This window comes from Arcicella sp. BE140 (assembly GCF_031456255.1).
Taxonomy (GTDB): domain Bacteria; phylum Bacteroidota; class Bacteroidia; order Cytophagales; family Spirosomataceae; genus Arcicella; species Arcicella aquatica.
This window is the reverse complement of record NZ_JAVDUE010000003.1, coordinates 108947-129435: the sequence shown is the minus strand read 5'-3', so window position 1 is coordinate 129435 and position 20489 is coordinate 108947. Positions and strand designations below refer to the sequence as shown.

19 protein-coding genes and 1 tRNA gene are annotated in these 20489 nt (G+C 35.8%); 1 reads left to right on the top strand and 19 read right to left on the bottom strand.

The genetic code is table 11. From position 1 onward, the window contains the following. Positions 1 to 101 precede the first annotated feature (101 nt). Positions 102 to 899 carry a hypothetical protein gene (locus J2Y60_RS06420; RefSeq protein ID WP_309915001.1) on the bottom strand — a complete coding sequence of 266 codons (798 nt, stop codon included), beginning with the start codon at positions 897 to 899 and terminating at the stop codon, positions 102 to 104. Positions 900 to 925: 26 nt separating this feature from the next. Then, positions 926 to 1474, bottom strand: coding sequence for an RNA polymerase sigma factor (locus J2Y60_RS06415; RefSeq protein WP_409014215.1), 549 nt, complete (start codon positions 1472 to 1474; stop codon positions 926 to 928). 206 nt (positions 1475 to 1680) lie between these two features. Here J2Y60_RS06415 and murI point away from each other — a divergent pair, with 206 nt between their 5' ends. Further along, complete coding sequence (gene murI / locus J2Y60_RS06410) at positions 1681 to 2487, top strand: glutamate racemase (protein ID WP_309914996.1); 807 nt, start codon at positions 1681 to 1683, stop codon at positions 2485 to 2487. Between the two features lie 37 nt (positions 2488 to 2524). Here the strand turns inward: murI and J2Y60_RS06405 are convergent, their stop codons facing one another. The 17 genes from J2Y60_RS06405 to J2Y60_RS06325 all read right to left on the bottom strand — a co-directional run bounded on the left by J2Y60_RS06405 (position 2525) and on the right by J2Y60_RS06325 (position 20477). After that, positions 2525 to 2794 carry a hypothetical protein gene (locus J2Y60_RS06405; RefSeq protein ID WP_309914993.1) on the bottom strand — a complete coding sequence of 90 codons (270 nt, stop codon included), beginning with the start codon at positions 2792 to 2794 and terminating at the stop codon, positions 2525 to 2527. 21 nt (positions 2795 to 2815) lie between these two features. Next, on the bottom strand, positions 2816 to 3352 hold the full coding sequence (locus tag J2Y60_RS06400; protein WP_309914990.1) for a DUF420 domain-containing protein: 537 nt from the start codon (positions 3350 to 3352) through the stop codon (positions 2816 to 2818). 20 nt (positions 3353 to 3372) lie between these two features. Next, on the bottom strand, positions 3373 to 4098 hold the full coding sequence (locus J2Y60_RS06395) for an SCO family protein (RefSeq protein WP_309914987.1): 726 nt from the start codon (positions 4096 to 4098) through the stop codon (positions 3373 to 3375). A 101-nt stretch (positions 4099 to 4199) separates the two neighbouring features. Continuing rightward, positions 4200 to 4517 (bottom strand): cytochrome C oxidase subunit IV family protein, encoded by a 318-nt coding sequence (locus J2Y60_RS06390; RefSeq protein ID WP_309914983.1) that lies wholly within the window; start codon positions 4515 to 4517, stop codon positions 4200 to 4202. Between the two features lie 27 nt (positions 4518 to 4544). Then, complete coding sequence (locus tag J2Y60_RS06385) at positions 4545 to 5303, bottom strand: cytochrome c oxidase subunit 3 (RefSeq protein WP_309914981.1); 759 nt, start codon at positions 5301 to 5303, stop codon at positions 4545 to 4547. Positions 5304 to 5356: 53 nt separating this feature from the next. Continuing rightward, entirely contained in the window at positions 5357 to 5950 is a 594-nt protein-coding gene (locus J2Y60_RS06380; RefSeq protein WP_309914978.1) for a heme-copper oxidase subunit III, read from the bottom strand. Positions 5951 to 5980: 30 nt separating this feature from the next. Beyond that, on the bottom strand, positions 5981 to 6868 hold the full coding sequence (cyoE, locus tag J2Y60_RS06375; protein WP_309914974.1) for a heme o synthase: 888 nt from the start codon (positions 6866 to 6868) through the stop codon (positions 5981 to 5983). Positions 6869 to 6906: 38 nt separating this feature from the next. Further along, positions 6907 to 7890 carry a COX15/CtaA family protein gene (locus J2Y60_RS06370; protein WP_309914971.1) on the bottom strand — a complete coding sequence of 328 codons (984 nt, stop codon included), beginning with the start codon at positions 7888 to 7890 and terminating at the stop codon, positions 6907 to 6909. 150 nt (positions 7891 to 8040) lie between these two features. Continuing rightward, positions 8041 to 9924 (bottom strand): cbb3-type cytochrome c oxidase subunit I, encoded by a 1884-nt coding sequence (locus J2Y60_RS06365; protein WP_309914968.1) that lies wholly within the window; start codon positions 9922 to 9924, stop codon positions 8041 to 8043. A gap of 35 nt (positions 9925 to 9959) precedes the next feature. Next, entirely contained in the window at positions 9960 to 11066 is a 1107-nt protein-coding gene (locus J2Y60_RS06360; RefSeq protein ID WP_309914965.1) for a cytochrome c oxidase subunit II, read from the bottom strand. A 92-nt stretch (positions 11067 to 11158) separates the two neighbouring features. Beyond that, positions 11159 to 12490: a quinol:cytochrome C oxidoreductase gene (locus J2Y60_RS06355; protein WP_309914963.1), complete on the bottom strand. Its 1332-nt coding sequence runs from the start codon at positions 12488 to 12490 to the stop codon at positions 11159 to 11161. Positions 12491 to 12569: 79 nt separating this feature from the next. Beyond that, positions 12570 to 13187: a c-type cytochrome gene (locus J2Y60_RS06350; protein WP_309914961.1), complete on the bottom strand. Its 618-nt coding sequence runs from the start codon at positions 13185 to 13187 to the stop codon at positions 12570 to 12572. A 56-nt stretch (positions 13188 to 13243) separates the two neighbouring features. After that, complete coding sequence (locus J2Y60_RS06345) at positions 13244 to 13768, bottom strand: DUF3341 domain-containing protein (RefSeq protein WP_309914958.1); 525 nt, start codon at positions 13766 to 13768, stop codon at positions 13244 to 13246. Between the two features lie 59 nt (positions 13769 to 13827). Next, positions 13828 to 15237 (bottom strand): NrfD/PsrC family molybdoenzyme membrane anchor subunit, encoded by a 1410-nt coding sequence (gene nrfD / locus J2Y60_RS06340; RefSeq protein WP_309914956.1) that lies wholly within the window; start codon positions 15235 to 15237, stop codon positions 13828 to 13830. 105 nt (positions 15238 to 15342) lie between these two features. Then, complete coding sequence (locus J2Y60_RS06335; RefSeq protein WP_309914954.1) at positions 15343 to 18423, bottom strand: TAT-variant-translocated molybdopterin oxidoreductase; 3081 nt, start codon at positions 18421 to 18423, stop codon at positions 15343 to 15345. Positions 18424 to 18492: 69 nt separating this feature from the next. Further along, positions 18493 to 19698: a cytochrome c3 family protein gene (locus J2Y60_RS06330; RefSeq protein ID WP_309914951.1), complete on the bottom strand. Its 1206-nt coding sequence runs from the start codon at positions 19696 to 19698 to the stop codon at positions 18493 to 18495. A gap of 708 nt (positions 19699 to 20406) precedes the next feature. Further along, positions 20407 to 20477 (bottom strand) — tRNA-Cys (locus J2Y60_RS06325). Positions 20478 to 20489: the final 12 nt, after the last annotated feature.

The following is a 20489-nucleotide window of genomic DNA, read 5'->3' as shown; positions in this document are numbered from 1 at the left end:
CCGCATGCCCTGGTTTTGAATTAAATTAGTAGTTATTCTAAAAACTTGTTGTTTGTATTTAAGATGCAATTGCATAAGTTCTGGTTGCATCAATTATTTTTTTATTTTTCTGTTTCTTCTCCTTTTGTCAGTGCATTCTCTATTTTAGCATCTGCTCTGGCCAATAGCTTTTGGGGCTTAAATCCAACTTCTTTCCAATCTACATTCTCACCATTTTTAGCTCTTTTCAACTGTTGCCAGATTCTATTAAACTTGCTAGTTTTTCTGTTAGCACTTTCGTCCAATGGCGTTGTTTCCGCTACAGCGTCTGTTGGTGTTTCTATCAGATTCAACACAATCGTTTCTTTCTCTGCCTCTTTATTCACTTTCGGAGTATTCTCTACTACTAAAACAATTGTGCTAGGTGCTATCTCAGGTTTTGGCATTTGTATTGGTGCTATATTTTTCACCAATATTGGTTCATCCTTAGTGCTAATTAAATTTTTCTCAGCACTTGCCTTACCTGTTTTAATAGCCTTTTCGGTGCTAATATCAGGCACTATCTTTGTTCTAGACTTTTCTGTAGCATTGCTTGCTATCGAAATATTATCATGAGCAATTGGCGAAGCTATATCTTTCGCAATTTCACCCGTTTTCTTTTCTGTTGAAATTGTTTTTGTTGGGTTAGAAGCCATCTTAATAGCATCCAAATCTTTCGGAGCATTCATCCAATAAATGCCCGAAGCCAGCAATAATGCTACTGAAGCAGCCGAGGCATACCGCCACCACAATGGTATCAGTTTGCTTTCTTGTTTATCTAGCTTTGCTTGTAGTTTTTCCCATGCAACAGTACGTGGCTGACGCTCGTATTGCTGTAGTCGTTCGGCAAAAAACTTATCGATATTTTCTTGACTTTTCATATAATTTTCGATTAATCAAAATCGAGTTAAATCGTTTGAACTACTGCATTTTGTAAAATTACTCTTGCCCTTGATAGTTGCGATTTTGAAGTACTTTCCGTAATTCCCAATTGTTCCGCAATTTCTGCATGAGAATACCCCTCTATCGCATACAAATTAAATACTGTTTTATAGCCTGTCGGCAACTTCTCAATTAACTTTAGTAAATCTTTTGTTTCAAGGTCTGTTCTAAATTGTTCTGGTTCGGGTTCGTAAAGAATTTGATCATAACTTACTTCAAATTGGGCTTTTTTATTACTTCTCATATACATCAATGATTCGTTCACCATTATCCGTCGAATCCATCCTTCAAAGCTTCCCTCCAATTTAAAACTATTAATTTTATCAAATACTTTCACGAAACCTTCAATCATTATTTCTTCCGCCTCAAACTCATCGTGTACATACCTAAAGCATATCCCCAACATTTTTGGGGAATACTTCTCGTACACTCTTCGTTGGGCCTTTGGGTCGCCTTTTTGACAAGCTTTCACTAATGCCTCTTCAGTTTGAAATAAAGTAATCAGTTTCACGATATAAGGTTCTGGTTTAGCTTTTTTATAAATCTGCGGTTCAGAGCAATTTGTTTACTTAATTACTTTCAAGATGAAATATACTAATGAAAGGTTGCACGATAAATATTGAATATTCAAATTTGTAAACAATAATTGATTTTCTTTACTAGATATTATTCATAAGTAGCTTATAGCCCATAATTTTCTTTATTTTTAATCTTTTTTCTATGAATTCTTCTGCTGCGATAGGCATTTTTGATAGCGGTATTGGTGGCTTAACGGTGGCTCATGCTGTAACCAAGTTACTCCCTAACGAAAATATCATTTACTTCGGCGACACTGCACATTTACCATATGGCGATAAATCTGCGGCAGCCATTCAGGCTTATTCTATCAAAATTTGTAATGTCTTGTTGCAACAAAAATGTAAAATCATTTTAATTGCCTGCAATTCAGCCTCTGCCGCTGCTTACGAACTTGTAAAAGAATATGTTGGTAGCAAGGCTAAGGTAATGAATGTAATTGACCCTGTCGTCAATTATTTATCAGAAAACTATGCTGGAAAAACCATTGGCTTGATTGGCACTAAACAAACCGTGAATTCTAATATTTATCGAAAAAAAACTGATGCCCTTGAAAAAGATATTATACTAAAATCATTGGCTACGCCTTTGCTAGCTCCGATGATTGAAGAAGGCTTTTTTAACAATAATATTTCTGAAAGTATTATTCAGGAATATCTTAAAAATGATGAATTAGCTGATATCGAAGCCTTAATTTTGGGTTGTACCCACTATCCTTTAATTAAAAAACAGATTGAACATTATTATAAAGATTCTGTAACTGTGTTGGATACTTCTGAAATCGTTGCTAAATCTGTTGAAGAGTTTTTATCTACCAATCATGCGTTGAATGGCTTAAATGCATACATCAAACATTTTTATGTTTCAGATTATACACAATCGTTTGAAACATCAACTAAAATATTTTTTGGTGAGCAAATCCGCTTAGAATATTATCCTCTTTGGGAATAAAAAATGGTTTCAGAATGTGTTCTGAAACCATTTTTTATTAACTAAAAGCTTTTCTTAATCGTTGTCTCAAAATAGTTTGAGGCGACATATTCTTCTTTGAACTCTTCCACCATAAATAACCCACTACTGCCACTAATAAATAGGGGGCTATAAGCAAGTATAAAATAGCAAAGTTTAAGTTTGATGCTATTTGGCTTCTACCATTTGAAACGGTACTTTCTACGGTCATTCTGCACATAGCACATTGTGCCAAACTCATTGATACCGAAACCAAAAATATAACTGAAGTTAAAACGAATTTTTTCATAAGTTTTTTCTGTAATAACAATTACTTGTAATACGGTGAAATCATTAAGTAAACTATCACACCAGTTACTGAAACATATAACCACATTGGAAAAGTAAACTTCACAATCTTTTTATGCAATTCAATCTGATTACTCAAGGCATAATACATCGCTCTAAGAACAAACCATACTACACTAATAGATAAACCAATATGTGAAAGTAAAAAGAAATAATATATAGGTCTAATAAATCCTTCGCCTCCAAAAGGTGTAGAAGGATTAGATATGTGATATAAAATATACAAAACCAAAAACAAAGAACCTTGTATAAACGACAAAGTCATCATTTTTCGATGCCATTTTATATTATTATTTTTAATAAAGATAAAACCAATAATTAATGTAATAGAGGTAGTTGTATTTAGCACACCTATTACGTGTGGTAATATTTTTGTCCATTCACCTAAATTAATTTTTGTCCTTACTCCAATAAGCAGTGCAACTGCTACGGGAATAGCAATCGACAAAATATTCACAAGCTTCTCATTCTTTTCGTTTTTTTCTATCACTAAACTCATTGTATTATAGATTTTCTAATTCAGCTATTTGTTTCGTATATTTTTAATAGTACTCTCATTTCTAAAATTAGGCGATCTACATCTTTTTTATCAGTACCATCATAGAATCCTCTGATATGCCCTTCTTTATCTACTAATATTAACTTTTCAGAATGGATAAATGTTTCATCTGGACTTTTGATGGCTTTATCATATTCTGAAGCATCCGCTACTGGAATAAAATATCCTTTTACAGCCAACGGATATATTACTTTTTTTTCACCCGTCAAAAAGTGCCATTTACCCTTGATAGCATCATACTCTTGGGCATATTTTTTCAGCTTCTCTGGTTCATCGTGTTCGGGGTCAACCGAAATAGAAACAAAATTCACTTCATCATTCTGCGAAAATGTATCTTGTACTCTAGTAAGTTGGGTTGACATTTTAGGACAAATAGAAGTACATCTAGTAAAGAAAAAATCTGCAACATATATTTTCCCTTTTAGGCTTTCGCTTGAAAAAGCTGTTCCATTTTCATCTATCAATTGCCAAGTTGGTATCGTATGAAATACAGTATCCATTTCTGGCTGGTTCCAACGTGGATTCGGATTCTTCTTCAACATTACATTGCCTGTGGTAGAATCCGTTAGAGGAATCATATAGGGCAATTCATAATGGTTTTCCCCAAAACCTTTTAAATATAAAAAAATTAAAGCTGGAACAACTAACGCAGTGATTAGGATTCCAGCTTTTATAGACTTTTGCATGATTGTTTTCTTTAATCATTCTCCATGTTTAGGGTTGAGTCAACCTAAAACATAAGTGGATAATCACTTTTTCAAGCAATTATCCACCATAATTTGTTATATCAATAAAGGTGACCACCTTCGTAAATCAACGCTGTTAATAACCAAACCACGAATACGGTAGGTATCAATATAGACCAAATAAGCGTTTTTACTTCGTGCTTTAAGTGCATAAATTCTCCAACAATGAAAAATGCTTTAACAATTGTCATTACAACGAAGATACCAACTCTAAAATGGTTAGCTGGTAAAGTAAATGCAATAACGAATTCTATCGCTGTAAGGATTAGAAGAATCCAGAACGTTCTCCAGATAGCTCCTGTTTGAGCTGGTGGAATTACTTTTTCATCTGCATGTGATGAATGATCATGTGATGCCATTATATTATTAGATTAACAGTTATCGAATTATACTAGATAGAAGAATGTAAATACAAACACCCAAACTAAATCTACAAAGTGCCAGTAAAGACCTACTTTTTCTACCATTTCGTAATGTCCACGACGTTCATATAAACCTGTTGCCGTATTAAAGAAAATCAAGATATTTAAAATAACACCTGAAAATACGTGTGTTCCGTGGAATCCAGTAATAAAGAAAAATAAATCTGCGAATGCAGGAGGGCCATAAGGGTTACGTGTTAGGTTAGCACCTTCGATAGGGTTTCCTAAAGCATCCTTAGCCGCTAAAGCTAAGTCCGCAGGGCCATGAATAAAGTGCGTCCATTCCCAAGCCTGAGATCCTAAGAAAGTAAAACCTCCAAGGATTGTCCAAAGCATCCATTTCTCAACATCAGCACGGTCGCCACGGTGACCAGCTTCTACTGCTAATACCATTGTTACAGAACTGAAAATCAAAATAAATGTCATGATTCCAACAAAAACTAATGGAGCTTCAGTACCGTGTAAGAATGGAACAGCTTCGAATACTTTGTCTGGGATTGGCCAGTGTGCAGTAGAAAAGAAGAACTTTTCATGCTCACCAGTGTATGCTGGCTGACTAAAGCGAATCATACCATAAGTTACCAATAGGGCTGAGAAAGTGAACGTATCTGAAAGTAAGAAAAACCACATCATTAGTTTTCCGTAACTAGCTTTCAAAGGTTCTGAACCACCCGACCATGTCAATTTTTCAGGAACGGCAGTAGCAGCGTGTAATGCAGACATCTTTTATAATTTGGGGTTTATTAATTATTTAAAAGTTCGCTAATTTAAACAGATTAACGATTAAAATACAAGAAAAAGAATAAATACAACCATAGGATATCCAAAAAGTGCCAATAAGTAGCACATAATTGGATTCTAGTAAGGTTTTTTGATTCAGCAGTAAACTTGAACGATGAAATCAAAGATACTAATAATACTATTAAGCCAGAAAATACGTGTAAGCCATGCAAGCCCACTAAAACATAAATCCATGAAGACGCTACATCGCTTCCAGCAAAATATAATTGATTCTTAATTAAATCCGAGAAACCAATTACTTGGGTTACTAAAAACGTCAACCCGAACACAAAAGTAATAGAAATTGCTGTTTTGAGTGTACTGAATTTATTTTTTTTTGCAGCACTCACTGCTAAAATCATCGAAATACTACTTACAAACAAAATAATTGTTGAATACCAAAAGATTTGAGGCAATTCGAACTCATGCCATCTTCCTTCTGCTTTTCTTACTAAATAACCTGATGTCCAACCTGCAAACATCATCGTTATGGAAACTATCGCTAACCAAAGCATAAATTTCTTTGGGTTCATCGAGAGCGTTTCTTCGGGCTCTCCTAGCTTTATATTGGCTAAATGTTCTTGTGTCATTATTTATTAAATGTCAATTCTAAATCAAAATTATACCTTGTCCATCAAAAAAGCTATCTGCACAATTGGCAAATATATAAATGAGCCAAACATCATCATCAAAGCGGCTTTATCCGTTGGTTTAGACATCAAATAGAATGTCTGAGATAAAAACAATACACCACACAATACGGCTACCATAGCAGAATTGATGCCCGTCATGTGCAAAAGATAAGGAACAAACCCACAAGGCACTAAAAAGATGGTGTACATCATCATTGTTAAGGCCGTTCTTAAGTCTTTGTGTCCGTTATTAGGCAACATCTTGAAGCCTGCTCTTTGATAGTCTTCATCGGCTACCCAAGCAATAGCCCAGAAGTGCGGAAACTGCCAAAAAAACTGAATGGCAAATAAAATACCTGGCTCTAAACCGAAATGATTAGTAGCAGCAACCCATCCAATCATCGGAGGAAAAGCTCCCGGAAAAGCGCCTACAAATACAGAGATTGGGCCCACTCTTTTCAAGGGAGTATACACAAATCCATATAATAGAAAACTTAGTAAGCCCAGTAAGCCTGCTTTGTAATTAAATTCAATAAATAGGATATAGCATGAAATAATGAGCAAAATAATACAAAACACAGTAGCTTCATTTACCGACAGTCTTCCTGTAGGTAAAGGCCTATTTTGTGTCCTTTTCATGAGCTTATCCAGTTCTTTTTCTTTAATCTGGTTGACAATATTGGCAGAACCAGTAATAAAAAAACCACCCAAGCTAATCGCTATTACTTTTTGCCAATCAATATGGTCTACTGCCAAAGAATATCCAAAGGCTCCCGAAAAGGCTACTAAAGCAGATAATCTAAATTTTAATAACTCGTAATAAGCTTTTACTTTTAAAGCTATTCCTATTGGAATATTTTCTTCTTTTGAGATCATTTTACTAGCATGAATATCAAATATTCATTTTAATATAATTAATTCTTTACTACGCCTAGTTCAGTTCTTGCTTTGAAAACACGTTCTGAATTTGTTAACAAGTAAATGATAAATTGAATACCTAAAGACAATATCGCAAGCGTAAGGTGAATGGGCTGAATATATGCTGGTACACCAAAATAAGCCATAATAATACCCGATAGCACTTCAATAACAACGATAACCAACAATGTTATCATGAATTTGTAAATCAGTCCTTCTGCATTAATATTCTTCTTTAAATAAACAATTAAATACACATGCAACGCCAGAATGAGCAATGAATATGAGCGGTGAATCATAAAGGGTAAGCCCATTTGCTCAATCCATGTATTTCTATCATAACCAAACAAAGGATTAGCAATTACTTTATCTATTGCCTCTCGTACTTGTGTTCCTAATAATACCTGTGAGGTTGAAACGACCAACGTCAAAATCAATAGACGATTTAAGGTTGATTTGTTTTCAATTTTTTCAACTTTAATAACCTCAGACCATGCTCTGGCAATCGAATACAACAATACAAATACTACTAGCACTGCTAATAACATGTGCAAAGTTACTACACCAGGCTTTAAAAATGAATCAACTACGTATTTTCCTAATGCGCCATTAGCTCCTATCAAAATAACTCCTAAAAATGATAAATAAACGATTACTCTATCTTTCTTGAAATAATAATAAATTGATGCTAAAAATGTGGCAAATACGACTAATCCCGTAAACGCTCCTACTAATCTATTAGCATATTCAATCCATGTTTTTGTTGCATTAAATTCTACTTCACCATGCAACTTTTCGGCATAAATCTCTTGGTAGTTAGGGGGTAATTGGCTTACGTCTGTTGGTGGTACTAACATGCCAAAACATTTTGGCCAATCAGGACAACCCATTCCCGAACCGGTACTTCTCACAATTCCACCTGCCAACACTAACAGATAAATAGTAATGATTGTTAATATCCCTAATTTTCTAAAAAGCATTATTAGAATATTTATGACATTGATAAAACAAATTCATTCAACGTGATTATTGCATCGACTGAATGATTCTTCTAAAAAGAAAAATTGAGAATATATTAATTTAAGGCGACCTAAATTAACACATTCTCAATCTTAGAGGTTTTTTACATCTTAGTGACTGTAAGATGAATTTTGAATATCTAATAAATCTTCAATATCCTTTTCATGCGCAATTTCTTCATTTTCCTCTGGCAAGTTAGATTCAGGTGTTGCTGAATAAGGAACGTTCTGAGGAATGAAATCTACTGCTGAACCTGGCTTGCTATAGTCGTAAGCCCAACGATATACTGCTGGAATCTCACCTTCCCAGTTACCATGTCCTGGAACAACTGGAGTAGTCCACTCTAAAGTTGTTGAATTCCAAGGGTTTTGAGGAGCTGTTTTCCCTTTGAAGATAGAATATACAAAGTTGATTACAAATATCACTTGTGCTGTAAATGTTAAGATAGCAGCGATTGAGATAAACATGTTCATATCAACAAATGCTTCCATTCTACCATTACCTAATGCCGTAAATGAATAATAACGACGTGGGAAACCTGCTAAACCTACATAGTGCATTGGGAAAAATACGCAATAAACACCGATGAAAGTTGCCCAGAAGTGAGCATAACCCATGTTTTTGTTCATCATTTTTCCGAACATCTTAGGGAACCAGTGATAAACACCTGCCATCAATCCGAAGAACGATGCAGCACCCATTACTAAGTGGAAGTGAGCCACTACAAAGTAAGTATCGTGTAAGTTAATATCTAAAGCAGCATTACCAAGAATGATACCTGTTAAACCTCCTGAGATAAACAATGATACTAGACCAATAGAGAACAACATCGCTGGCGTAAAGATGATATTACCTCTCCAAAGTGTTGTGATATAGTTAAATGCTTTTACTGCTGAAGGTACTGCAATAATCAATGTTAGGAACATAAATACTGAACCTAAGAATGGATTCATACCTGTTACGAACATGTGGTGAGCCCATACAATAAATGCAAGCATTGTAATACCCATCATTGAACCAATCATCGCACGGTAACCAAAGATTGGCTTACGAGAGTTAGTAGCAATAATTTCAGAAGTAATACCTAAAGCAGGAAGTAATACGATATATACTTCAGGGTGACCTAAGAACCAGAATAAGTGTTGGTATAAAATAGCCGAACCGCCTACGTTTGGTAAAGCTTCACCACCGATATAGATTTCTGACAAGTAGAATGATGTACCAAAGCTACGGTCGAAAATCAATAATAACGCTGCTGATAATAATACAGGGAAAGATAAAAGACCTAAGATAGCTGTAAAGAAGAACGCCCAGATAGTCAAAGGTAATTTAGTAAATGACATTCCACGAGTACGAAGGTTAATAACAGTACAAATGTAGTTAATACCGCCCATTAACTGAGAAACGATAAAGAACGTCATACTTGTCAACCATAATGTCATCCCTAAACCAGAACCAGGCATTGCTTGTGGCAATGCACTTAGTGGTGGATAAATTACCCAACCGCCCGATGCAGGACCTGTTTCAGTAAACAATGAAGCAAACATGATAACAGATGCTAGGAAGAAGAACCAATATGATAACATATTGATAAAGCCCGAAGCCATATCTCTTGCTCCAATTTGAAGAGGAATCAAAAAGTTTGAGAATGTACCTGATAAACCTGCTGTTAATACAAAGAATACCATGATGGTTCCGTGCATTGTTACAAGTGCTAAGTAGAATTCTTTTTCTAATTTTCCATCTACAATCCACTGACCTAACACAGGCTTCAACCAAGTTAAATCCATATTAGGAAAGCCTAATTGCAAACGAAAGATGATTGACATAGCACCACCAAAGAAAGCCCAGATAATACCTGAAATTAAGTACTGCTTAGCAATCGTTTTGTGATCCTCTGAAAAAATATATTTTTGAACAAAGCCTAACTCGTGATGCTCATGTTCATGCTCGTGTGCATGAGCGTCTGTAGCGTTTAGTGTCGCAGTTGCCATAATTAATGAAAATTTATTCTTTTTGAATAAGTAGTTTAACGTAAAGATGCCGTTCCAGCTGTGGCTGTTTCTGTCGCTGTAGTACTGTCTGCTTCAGCAGCAGGAGCTTCAATGTATTTTTGAGCTTTTGCTTTGAATTTTTCAGGTACTTTAGCTAAATAATCTGGGTTTTGTGTTAAAAACGGCTTTTGTTGTTTACACCATGCAGCATAATCAGCTGGCTCATCTACAAAAACTGTAATTGACATCCCAAAGTGACCACTTCCACAAATTTCAGTACAGTTTAACTTATAGTTGAAATCAGGATTTCCTGTTTTATAACGCATCTCTTCTGTAGAAATCGTAGGTAAAAACCAGAATTTTGTAGGCATCCCAGGCACAGCATCCATTTTAACTCTTTGATAAGGTAAATACACTGAGTGTAATACATCTTGAGCTTTGATTTTCAATAATACTGGTACTCCTTTAGGAATGTGCATTTCATTGGCAGTAAAATCATCAAATGATTTCTCATCTGTAAAGTCAATCCCAATGCTATTTGTATTGTCAATTAATTTGTAATTATTATTTCCTAATTTATTATCATCGTTACCTGCATATCTAACATACCATCCGAACTGGTGACCAGTCACTTCAATCACTACAGCATTATCTGGTGCTTGTGAAGTAATGTCTCTCCAAGTTCTCCAGCCTGTAAATACTAATACAGCCATTACGATAGCTGGAATTACAGTCCAAATAAGTTCAAGTTTATGGTTAACAGGATAGAAAGTAGCAATCTTTCCTTTTTCGTAACGATAGATAAATGGGAAGATAAACAAAAGTGCATTCGTAACAAAGAATGCGAAAGTAATTACTCCCATTGAAATCCAAAACATACTATCTGTTTTCACACCATGCTCTGATGCGGCAACTGGTAAAAAGTCTGGTCTTGCGTGGAAAAACGACCATGCAGCACCAATAGAACCTAAAACCAAGAATATAATGAACCCAATTGCATTTAGATTGTTAGCGCCATCAACTGGTACATCAGAGTCAATATCTTCTCCTTTGATACCTTTTGATAAAGCCATACTCTTGCTGACAATCATAATTGCCAAAATCAAGAATATTACTGACAAAAGTCCTATTAAATACGTCATGTTCGTAAACAAATTTTAATTATAAATTCTTAATAAAATGTTTATCAAAAATGTTTTCTGTGATAAAACATTTTTTTTTAAAATCAAAAAAATTAAATATCGTGGTGAAGAGCTTCTTCCAAGAATGGGTGGTTTTTAGCAATCAAAGATGCTTTTGTTAATTCATTTGATACAATGTAAATGAATGCAGAAGCGAACATTGTAACCATTCCAAATTCTACTAGTCCAAATCCACCGTGTGGGCCAAGTACTCCTGGCATAATCATTTGATAGAAATCTAAATAATGACCTACTAAGATGAAGCAACAACAGATTTTCAAGAAAATAGCTGTTCTTTTTGCATCACGCGTCATCATTATTAAGAATGGGAAAAGGAAGTTGAATACAACGTTCAAAATTTCTGTAGCTTTATAAAGCTTGTCGTGTCCTTCCCAACGTTCTAAGAAATAGATAGTTTCTTCAGGGAAGTTAGCATAGTAAATCAACAAGAACTGCTCGAACCAAACATAAGTCCAGAAGATAGAGAAAGCAAACATGAATTTACCCAAATCGTGTAAATGGTTAAAGTTCACATATTGCATATAACCTTTATCTTTCAATAACAATACCGTTAAAGTAATCGTAGCTAAGCCTGTAACGTGCCATGAAGAGAACATATACCAACCAAACATCGTCGAGAACCAGTGAGTGTCAATAGACATAACCCAGTCCCAAGCAGACATTGAACTTGAAATACCCATTACTACAATGAATCCAGTAGCAATTTTTACCATATCGTAAAAATTAGTAGTACCACCGTTTAAATCTTCATCAATCGATTTTTTACGCATCCAGTTCCAAAGAACTAGCCAAAGCACAAAGAATACAACCATTCTTCCTAAAAAGAACCCGAAATTCAAATATCCTGATTTACCAGCAATAATTTTATCATAGTGTTCACTTGCAGGGTCAGTAATTCCATGGTGCATCCAGTGGAAAATAACGTCTCCTTTAAAAAGGAATGTTAAAATCAAGATTGGGCCTGTTATCATCAAGAAGCGTGGGAATGCCTCAGGTACTCTTTTTAATACTGATGACCAACCTGCTTTAGCAAGGTATTGAATTGAAACGAAGAACATACCGATTACAGCAATACCTGTAAAATATACTCCGTTCAACCAAAGATTTGCCCAGATACGGTTTGTCCAATCGTAATCTCCATGATGAGAAACTGCTCCGCCAGAAAGGTGTTCTCCGTGCTCAGCACCGTGTTCAGCAGCTGCTTGAACTACTTCGTGCCCTTCACCACGTGATAACAAATAAATTCCAACTAGTAGAGCTACAACTCCAGCCACAAAAGCATAAATGATTCTCTTGCGACCCTCCGCCGTGAACTCAAAATATTCTTCGACGTTAGCTGGGGAAAAATGTGAATGTCCCGCCATTATACTATAAAGTTTGTAAGTTTGATTTTATACTTTTAAAGAGTTTACCCTGAAACTCCGAAATGATTTTTAGCAAATACTATTGCTTTTGTAATTCATGAACATACAATACAATTTTCCAACGGTCAGCAGAAGAAATCTGTGAACCATGAGCCCACATTCTACCTTTTCCATGCGTGATTGTATGATAAATATGTCCATCATTTACACCTTTCAAAGCATCAGATGAATATACAGGTACCCCTGCATACTTTTTACCTACAAGGCCATCACCTTTTCCAGCTTCACCATGACAGTGCTGACAGAATCTTTCATATTGTTCTTTACCAGCTTCAATGTTTTTTTCTGTAGGAGCAAATGGGTTTGATAATAGAGCCTCAGAAGAAGCCATATCTCCAGATTTGATATTACGAGCAATCAAATCCATCTGAAGTAATTTAGCATTCACAGAATCGCTTTGTGCTTTACCAAAATTACTACGAGGTACAGTTCCTTTTACAGGCAAACGCATATTCATTCCATAAGGGTTGATATGGTTTGTATCTCCTTCAGACTGTGACATTGGCTCATATGCTACCGAATGATACATATTTGGAGCAAACTCAGTCCCTGGATCGTTATGTTTGTCTTTACAAGCAGTTAGTGATAATGCGATGACCCCACTTACTAAAAGACTTTTTGTTTTGTTAGTAAACATAATTTTAGAAATATTTTTTTCGTCAATCACTTAAAAATCATTTCAAGTGACATAAACTAAAATTGCTTAACGTTCACTTCGATTGCACCAGTTGCTTTCAAAATTGATTCGATTTCTGATTCTGACTTTTTATTATTTGCCATATTAACAGTCAAAATAAATCTATCATCTGTGCTTCTTAAATCGAAAGTTCTTGGTTTTTTACCTGGCCATAAGCTGTTTGATACCAAGAAAGTACCCACCATACCAAAGGCAGTAAACAATACAGTACCTTCAAATGAAACTGGAATCCAGTCTGGCAAAGCAAAGAAGTCTTTACCACCAATAATCATTGGCCAGTCGAAAACCATTGTATAGTTTATCAAAGAGAATATACATGTTAATCCTAAACAGCCGAACAAAAAGGCTGCTATTGGAATACGAGTACGAGGGTGACCAATTGCAACGTCTAGTCCGTGAATTGGAAATGGAGTATAAACTTCTTCAATCTTTACACCGCTTTGTTTTACTGTGGTTACAGCATGTAAGACCTCTTCGTCATCATCATATACTCCTACTAAATATCTTTCTGTTGAATCCATTGTTTGAATCGTTATTCTGTTATTGTGATTTGTACTTTAGTAAAATGATTAACTAATTACTAATGAACATTTTCTTTAGATTTTTCTCCGTCTGGTTTCTTCTTGAAAGGATAGTTAGTAGAAACACCTTTCATTACTGACTTAACCTCGAACATATTAATTACTGGCAAGAATTTCGCGAATAAGAAGAACAACGTAAAGAATAAACCGAATGAGAAAATATAATCACCAATATCATACATTGTTGGCGAGAACATAGCCCAAGAAGAAGGGATGTAGTCACGGTGTAATGAAGAAACGATAATTACAAAACGCTCAAACCACATACCGATATTCACAATCACAGATAATATGAATGATACAAGAATACTTGTACGTAATTTTTTGAACCAGAAAAGTTGTGGAGAAATTACGTTACAGCTCATCATCATCCAATATGCCCACCAGTAAGGCCCAGTAGCACGGTTAATAAAACAGTAGCTTTCGTATTCAACACCTGAATACCAAGCGATAAAGAACTCTGTTAAATAAGCAATACCTACAATAGAACCCGTTACTGTAATGATGATGTTCATCATTTCAATGTGTTCAATCGTAATATAATCTTCTAATTTAAATACTACGCGAGTAATCAACAATAAAGACTGTACCATGGCAAAACCAGAGAAGATAGCACCCGCAACGAAGTATGGAGGGAAAATAGTAGTATGCCATCCTGGAATTACTGATGTTGCAAAGTCCATTGATACAATCGTGTGTACTGAAAGTACAAGTGGAGTAGAGATACCAGCTAAAATCAAAGAAACGTATTCATAACGTGCCCAAGTTTTTGCTGAACCATTCCAACCTAAACTAAACAAACCGTACCAGAATTTTGATGCTTTAGTTTGTGCTCTGTCACGGATAGTAGCCAAGTCAGGTACAAGCCCTAAATACCAGAATACTAAAGATACAGAAAGGTAAGTTGAGATAGCGAAAACGTCCCAAACTAATGGAGAGTTGAAGTTTACCCAAAGAGAACCAAATGTATTTGGTAGTGGTAATGCCCAGTGGAATAACCAAGGACGACCCATGTGAGCCAAGATAAATGATGCAGCACAAAGTACGGCAAAGATTGTCATTGCTTCCGCAGCACGGTTAATAGATGTTCTCCATTTTTGACGGAATAATAGTAATACAGCTGAAATCAACGTACCAGCGTGACCAATACCTACCCACCATACGAAGTTGGTAATATCCCATGCCCAGCCTACTGTTTTGTTTAAGCCCCAAACTCCGATTCCTTGCCACCATGTCCAGAATAGACAATAAGCACCGTAAGCAAAAACTACGAGAGATACTCCAAAAGCAATTTTCCATTCTTTTGTTGGAGCCCCTTCTACTTGCTTACAAATATCATTTGTAACGTCGTGATAAGATTTACCGCCTGAAACGAGGGTTTCTCTTATGGGTGATACTACGTGCGACATATTTTAATATTTGATAGTTTTAATTTCAATGATGGATCAAAAAAAATGATTGAAGAGTAAAATCTATTCGTAAAATTACTCTTCAATGTATCATTCTCTACAATATTATGCGTGTTCTTTGTGTTCAGCTTTAGCCTCTTCTTTTTTAACTACTTCCTCCTTGTTACGGATTTTCACTAAATAAGAAATACTTGGCTTAACATTAATTTCTTCGATTACACCAAATGCACGGCCTTTACGTTCTACTGCTAATAATTTAGAGATTTCTGATGTTTCATCATTCATATCTCCAAAAGTAATGGCATTAGTAGGACAAGACTGAGAACAAGCAGTTTGGATTTCTCCATCTTTTGGTCTTCTCTTTTCTTTCTTCGCTTCTAATTTACCAGCTTGGATACGTTGAACACACATTGAGCATTTTTCCATAACACCACGTGAACGAACTGTTACGTCTGGGTTAATCACCATACGACCTAAATCGTTGTTGAAGTGGAAATCATACTCGTCTGTTTGGTAGTAACGGAACCAGTTGAAACGACGAACTTTATATGGACAGTTGTTAGCACAGTAACGTGTACCAATACAACGGTTATAAGTCATTTGGTTAAGCCCTTCTGTAGAGTGAGTAGTTGCCAATACTGGACAAACTGTTTCACAAGGAGCATTATTACAGTGTTGACATAACATTGGTTGGAATACAACTTCTGGATTTTCAGAAGCATGTTCCAATCCTTTTACATCTTCCACATCTGCATCAGAAGAATAATAACGGTCGATACGCATCCAGTGCATTTCACGACGGTTAATTACTTCTTCACGACCAACTACTGCAATGTTATTTTCTGCATTACATGAAACCACACAAGCTGAACAACCTGTACAAGTGTTCAAGTCAATGACCATCCCCCATGCGTGGTTATTATACTTATGTCCATTCCATAATGTAATGTCCATTGCTGTTTTCTTACCTTCAGCTGTTGAAATTTCTGGTTTGAAACGTCCAGCTTCAACATTCTTTTTATAAGCACCTAAAACTGTTTCTTGTACGACAGCTTCACGAGCCATTACAGTGTTGTGAGTCTGAGTACGAGCAATTTTAGCTGTTTTACCAGTAGGTTTTACTTGTACATCGCCTGTATTAAAGTAAGCAATGTTTCCGTTAACTACTGATGTCAATGGATAAGCATTAACACCAACACCATCAGCTGATTTACCAGCTTTAGTACGGCCATACCCAATCGCAATCGCTACAGTATCATTTGCCTGACCAGGCTGAACAATAAATGGCAACACAACTGATTTACCATTTACTAATACTTCCACTTCAAGCGTATCTAATTCTACTTCTTGTTCTAAAGCTAATTTTTTAGCAGTTGCTAAAGATACTGTTGCATAATTGCCCCAACATGCTTTAGATACTGGCTCAGGACATTCTTGAATCCAAGGGTTGTTTGCCTGTGAACCAGAACCCATGATTACTTTTTCGTAAACAGCCAATTCCATTTTGTCAGAAGTAGCTTTGTAGTTCTTAGCTACTGAAGCAGCAGCTTCTGCAATATTTACAACTGGTGTTGCAGCCGATACAGGAGAACCTATTTCGTAAACGCCATCATGTAATACTTTAGACCAAGCCACTTTTCCGCCTAAGGTACCTAACCAGCTATTTTCAAGATAAGTAGCATAGTCTCCATTCAATCCAGCCCAAGTTAAGAAGCTTGATTGTGCCTGACGAGTCTTGAAAATTGTTGAGATAGTAGGTTGAGTGAATGAGAAGTAACCTTTTTTAGGTTCTGAATCATTCCAAGACTCTAAGTAGTGAGAGTCAGGAGTGTTATATTTACAAAGCGAACCTGTTTCGTCTGCTCTGTCGTTTGTTGAAATCGTTAATCCAATTTTTGGTAATGCTTCTGCCAATTCAGCACCACGTGGGTGGTTATATACTGGGTTAGCATTGTAGAAGATTACTGCAGCAATTTGACCAGCTTTAGCTTCAGAAATAAATGAATTCATTGCTGCATCAGAACCTGAACGGTAACTTACTGGTGAACCAGCATCAATCGTTACGCCATAAGAACCTAATAAGCTGTTAATAGCTACAACAATTGATTGAACAGCAGGGTCATTAGAACCTGATACTACTAATGAAGCACCTTTAGTGGCTACTAAATCAGCAGCAGCTTTATCTAAATGGTCAATTTTTACGGCTGAAGTGGCAATCGTTGCAGCACCCAATTTAGAAGCTACTGCATTATAAAGTGAAGCTACTACTAAACCTTCTTGCGATGGTTTGTATGTTGCACGATAGTCAGCGTTAGCACCAGTCATCGACATAATTGTTTCGAACTGATAATGACGAGACATTTCTTTATTACCACCTTCAGCAGAGCTTACTCTACGAGTTTTAGCCCATTGCTCTGAAAACTCATCACCTGACAACCAAGTTCCTAAGAAATCAGCACCAATCGAAACGATTGTTTTTGCTTTACTGAAATCAAAACTTGGAGCAATACCACCATTAGCTTGTACTAAACCTGCCAATGAATTAGCATCGTAAGTAACTAATTGAGTAGTAGGATATTTTGCAATAAATTCAGCAATTACTTTTTTAGTAGTTGGAGATAAAATTGTATTCGATACAATTCTAATCTGGCCACCTTTAGCAGCTACTTTCGTAAGCTCAGCTATAATTTCTTTATCTGCTACTTTCCAGTCTGCACTAGCACCTGCTATTAAAGCTCCTTTTAATTTCTCGTTATCATAAAGGCTCAAAACAGAAGCATGAATACGAGCAGAAATACCTTTTGTAAGAGATGACTGAGGGTTTACTTCAATCTTGATAGGACGACCTTCACGTGTTTTTACTAAAACAGAAGCATAGTCACCTCCATCAGTAAAAGTAGATGCATACCAGTTGGCAATAGTAGGTTCTACATCTTCAGGTTTGTTCAAATAAGGAATAGTTTTTTTCACTGGCGCTTCACAAGCTGCCAAAGTAACTGCTGATACTCCAAAACCAAGTACTTTTAAAAAGTCACGGCGGTTGGTATTTGTACCATCAATAATAGCTTTTCCTTTTTCATCTGTTGTAGGGGCATCTCCAAATTCACGATGAGCATATTTTACAAAATCTGCTTCATTAGTTAATTCCTCAATCCCTCTCCAATATCGTTTTGTATTATTTTCCATATATGTAATATGTATAACGAAATATCTTGATTATAAACTTAAAATGTCAGTAATGAAAAATCATTATGATTAATAATGACATTTAGAACACTCTAAACCTCCGATGTTCTGAACTTTCAAAGGCTCTTTGTTAGTTTTGTTATGTAATTCTACTAGCTTGTCGTAGTAAGCGTTGTCTTTCGTATTTACTTCTGTCTTTCTGTGACAGTCGATACACCAACCCATTGTCAATGATGAACGTTGTTCTACCACTTCCATTTTGTTGATTTCACCATGACAGCTCTTACATTCTAAACCACCAACGTTTGTGTGTTGAGAGTGGTTGAAGTATGCTAAATCTGGCAAATTGTGAACTCTAACCCATTGGATAGGCTCGTCGTTTTCTAAAGAACGATAGATTTTCTGAATTTCAGGAGATTCACGTTTGATAGTATTGTGGCAGTTCATACAAATGTTTGCAGAAGGAATGTTTGCGCCTTTTCCTTTATAAACACCTGTGTGACAGTAATTACAGTTGATTTCGTATTGACCAGCATGCAATTTGTGAGAGAATTGAATAGGTTGTTCTGGAGCATATCCTTGGTGGATACCTACGCCATAAGCAGTATCGATAGTTGCTTTACCAATCAAAAGAGTAATCAATAATGCAGCTCCTGTTTTGAATGCACTGTTACCTGCCAACTTTTTCCCGTTTTCAGCAATTTTCTGGAAAAAAGGTGCATTTTTAGCAGTATCAGATTCAGGATCAATTGTTGCTAATTTTGTAAGAGAAGAAACTACTGATAATAATGCTACTAAAACAAGAATCATTACACCCAACAATGCGATAAGGATGTATTCCATCATACCACCATTTGAAGAACCTTCCGCCGCTGGTGCGCCTGCTACTGGAGCTGCACCTGCTACTGGAGCAGCTGGAGCCGCTTGAGCATCAATGTAAGCAATAACACTTTTGATTTGAGCTTCAGAATAGTTTGGATAAGGAGTCATCTGAGCTTGATTGAACTTCTTATAAAGTTCGTTAGCATATTTATCGCCAGAAGCAATAACTGCCTGAGGGTTGTGTACCCATTTTACAATCCAGTCCAGAGGTCTTCTATCGCTAATTCCTTTCAAGCCCGGACCTACTAAGGTCTCATCGCTTGTATTGTGACAAGCAGCACAGTTGTTTTTGAAAATTTGTTCACCCTCGGCTACGTCTTGTGCGTTAACATTCACAGTTGCGGCGAAGAAGCCTAAAACTGCCGTTAGTGCAACAATTTTCAAGCGTTTCATGGTTATCATAATCGTTTTATAACAGAACATTTATATAAAAGTACAAGATTTAATTCAATTTCTTCAATTATCTAAACTCGACTACTCCTCTAGAAATAAGAGGAACAAAATTATTTTTTTCAGCAAAATTACTATTTAGACACTTTTGCGGGTCACAAAAGTACAATTGGATTATTTATGAACCAATTAATTTAATGTGCATTTTTTGCAAATTTCGTATCGCTAATACCAATTTAGAATCTTTCTAATCAAGGTGTCATTTTCCCTCTTTTTCTTGATTGAAATTTACTTTGATTCGTTTGTACAATATCAAGACCGCTCTACGCTATAAATTAACCGCTCATAAAGGTACTAAAGAATTAAATTTTTGCAGTATGAAAACAATATTTAGATTGATTTTACATAACATAATATCAAGTAAATTTCCAATTATTAAAAATAAAAGACTGAACATTTGTTAAGTTTCCAGCAGAGGAAAAAAGATGTTAAGCGGAAGTAAAGTTATTAAATAATTTATTTAGTAGGAAGGCACTCTTTAAGATTTCTAACATAACGCCAATAGTCTCCTAAAACAGCTTAAACTATGTCAATCTGTTTATTAACAATTATTAATATTGTTTAGAACGAAAGAGTCATAAACCAAAAAAGTCTTTCAACAGTTGTTGAAAGACTTTTTTGGTTTTCCCTGAGTTATCAGATGTAACTCTGAGGTCTCGAGCGGATTCGAACCGCTGTGGAAGCTTTTGCAGAGCTCTGCCTAGCCACTCGGCCACAAGACCATTTGATTGGAG

Coding starts and splice junctions, on each gene's coding strand:
- J2Y60_RS06420 (WP_309915001.1), bottom strand. CDS start 899: ATGAAAAGTCAAGAAAATATCGATAAGTTTTTTGCCGAACGACTACAG.
- murI (WP_309914996.1), top strand. CDS start 1,681: ATGAATTCTTCTGCTGCGATAGGCATTTTTGATAGCGGTATTGGTGGC.
- J2Y60_RS06405 (WP_309914993.1), bottom strand. CDS start 2,794: ATGAAAAAATTCGTTTTAACTTCAGTTATATTTTTGGTTTCGGTATCA.
- J2Y60_RS06400 (WP_309914990.1), bottom strand. CDS start 3,352: ATGAGTTTAGTGATAGAAAAAAACGAAAAGAATGAGAAGCTTGTGAAT.
- J2Y60_RS06395 (WP_309914987.1), bottom strand. CDS start 4,098: ATGCAAAAGTCTATAAAAGCTGGAATCCTAATCACTGCGTTAGTTGTT.
- J2Y60_RS06390 (WP_309914983.1), bottom strand. CDS start 4,517: ATGGCATCACATGATCATTCATCACATGCAGATGAAAAAGTAATTCCA.
- J2Y60_RS06385 (WP_309914981.1), bottom strand. CDS start 5,303: ATGTCTGCATTACACGCTGCTACTGCCGTTCCTGAAAAATTGACATGG.
- J2Y60_RS06380 (WP_309914978.1), bottom strand. CDS start 5,950: ATGACACAAGAACATTTAGCCAATATAAAGCTAGGAGAGCCCGAAGAA.
- cyoE (WP_309914974.1), bottom strand. CDS start 6,868: ATGATCTCAAAAGAAGAAAATATTCCAATAGGAATAGCTTTAAAAGTA.
- J2Y60_RS06370 (WP_309914971.1), bottom strand. CDS start 7,890: ATGCTTTTTAGAAAATTAGGGATATTAACAATCATTACTATTTATCTG.
- J2Y60_RS06365 (WP_309914968.1), bottom strand. CDS start 9,924: ATGGCAACTGCGACACTAAACGCTACAGACGCTCATGCACACGAGCAT.
- J2Y60_RS06360 (WP_309914965.1), bottom strand. CDS start 11,066: ATGACGTATTTAATAGGACTTTTGTCAGTAATATTCTTGATTTTGGCA.
- J2Y60_RS06355 (WP_309914963.1), bottom strand. CDS start 12,490: ATGGCGGGACATTCACATTTTTCCCCAGCTAACGTCGAAGAATATTTT.
- J2Y60_RS06350 (WP_309914961.1), bottom strand. CDS start 13,187: ATGTTTACTAACAAAACAAAAAGTCTTTTAGTAAGTGGGGTCATCGCA.
- J2Y60_RS06345 (WP_309914958.1), bottom strand. CDS start 13,768: ATGGATTCAACAGAAAGATATTTAGTAGGAGTATATGATGATGACGAA.
- nrfD (WP_309914956.1), bottom strand. CDS start 15,237: ATGTCGCACGTAGTATCACCCATAAGAGAAACCCTCGTTTCAGGCGGT.
- J2Y60_RS06335 (WP_309914954.1), bottom strand. CDS start 18,423: ATGGAAAATAATACAAAACGATATTGGAGAGGGATTGAGGAATTAACT.
- J2Y60_RS06330 (WP_309914951.1), bottom strand. CDS start 19,698: ATGAAACGCTTGAAAATTGTTGCACTAACGGCAGTTTTAGGCTTCTTC.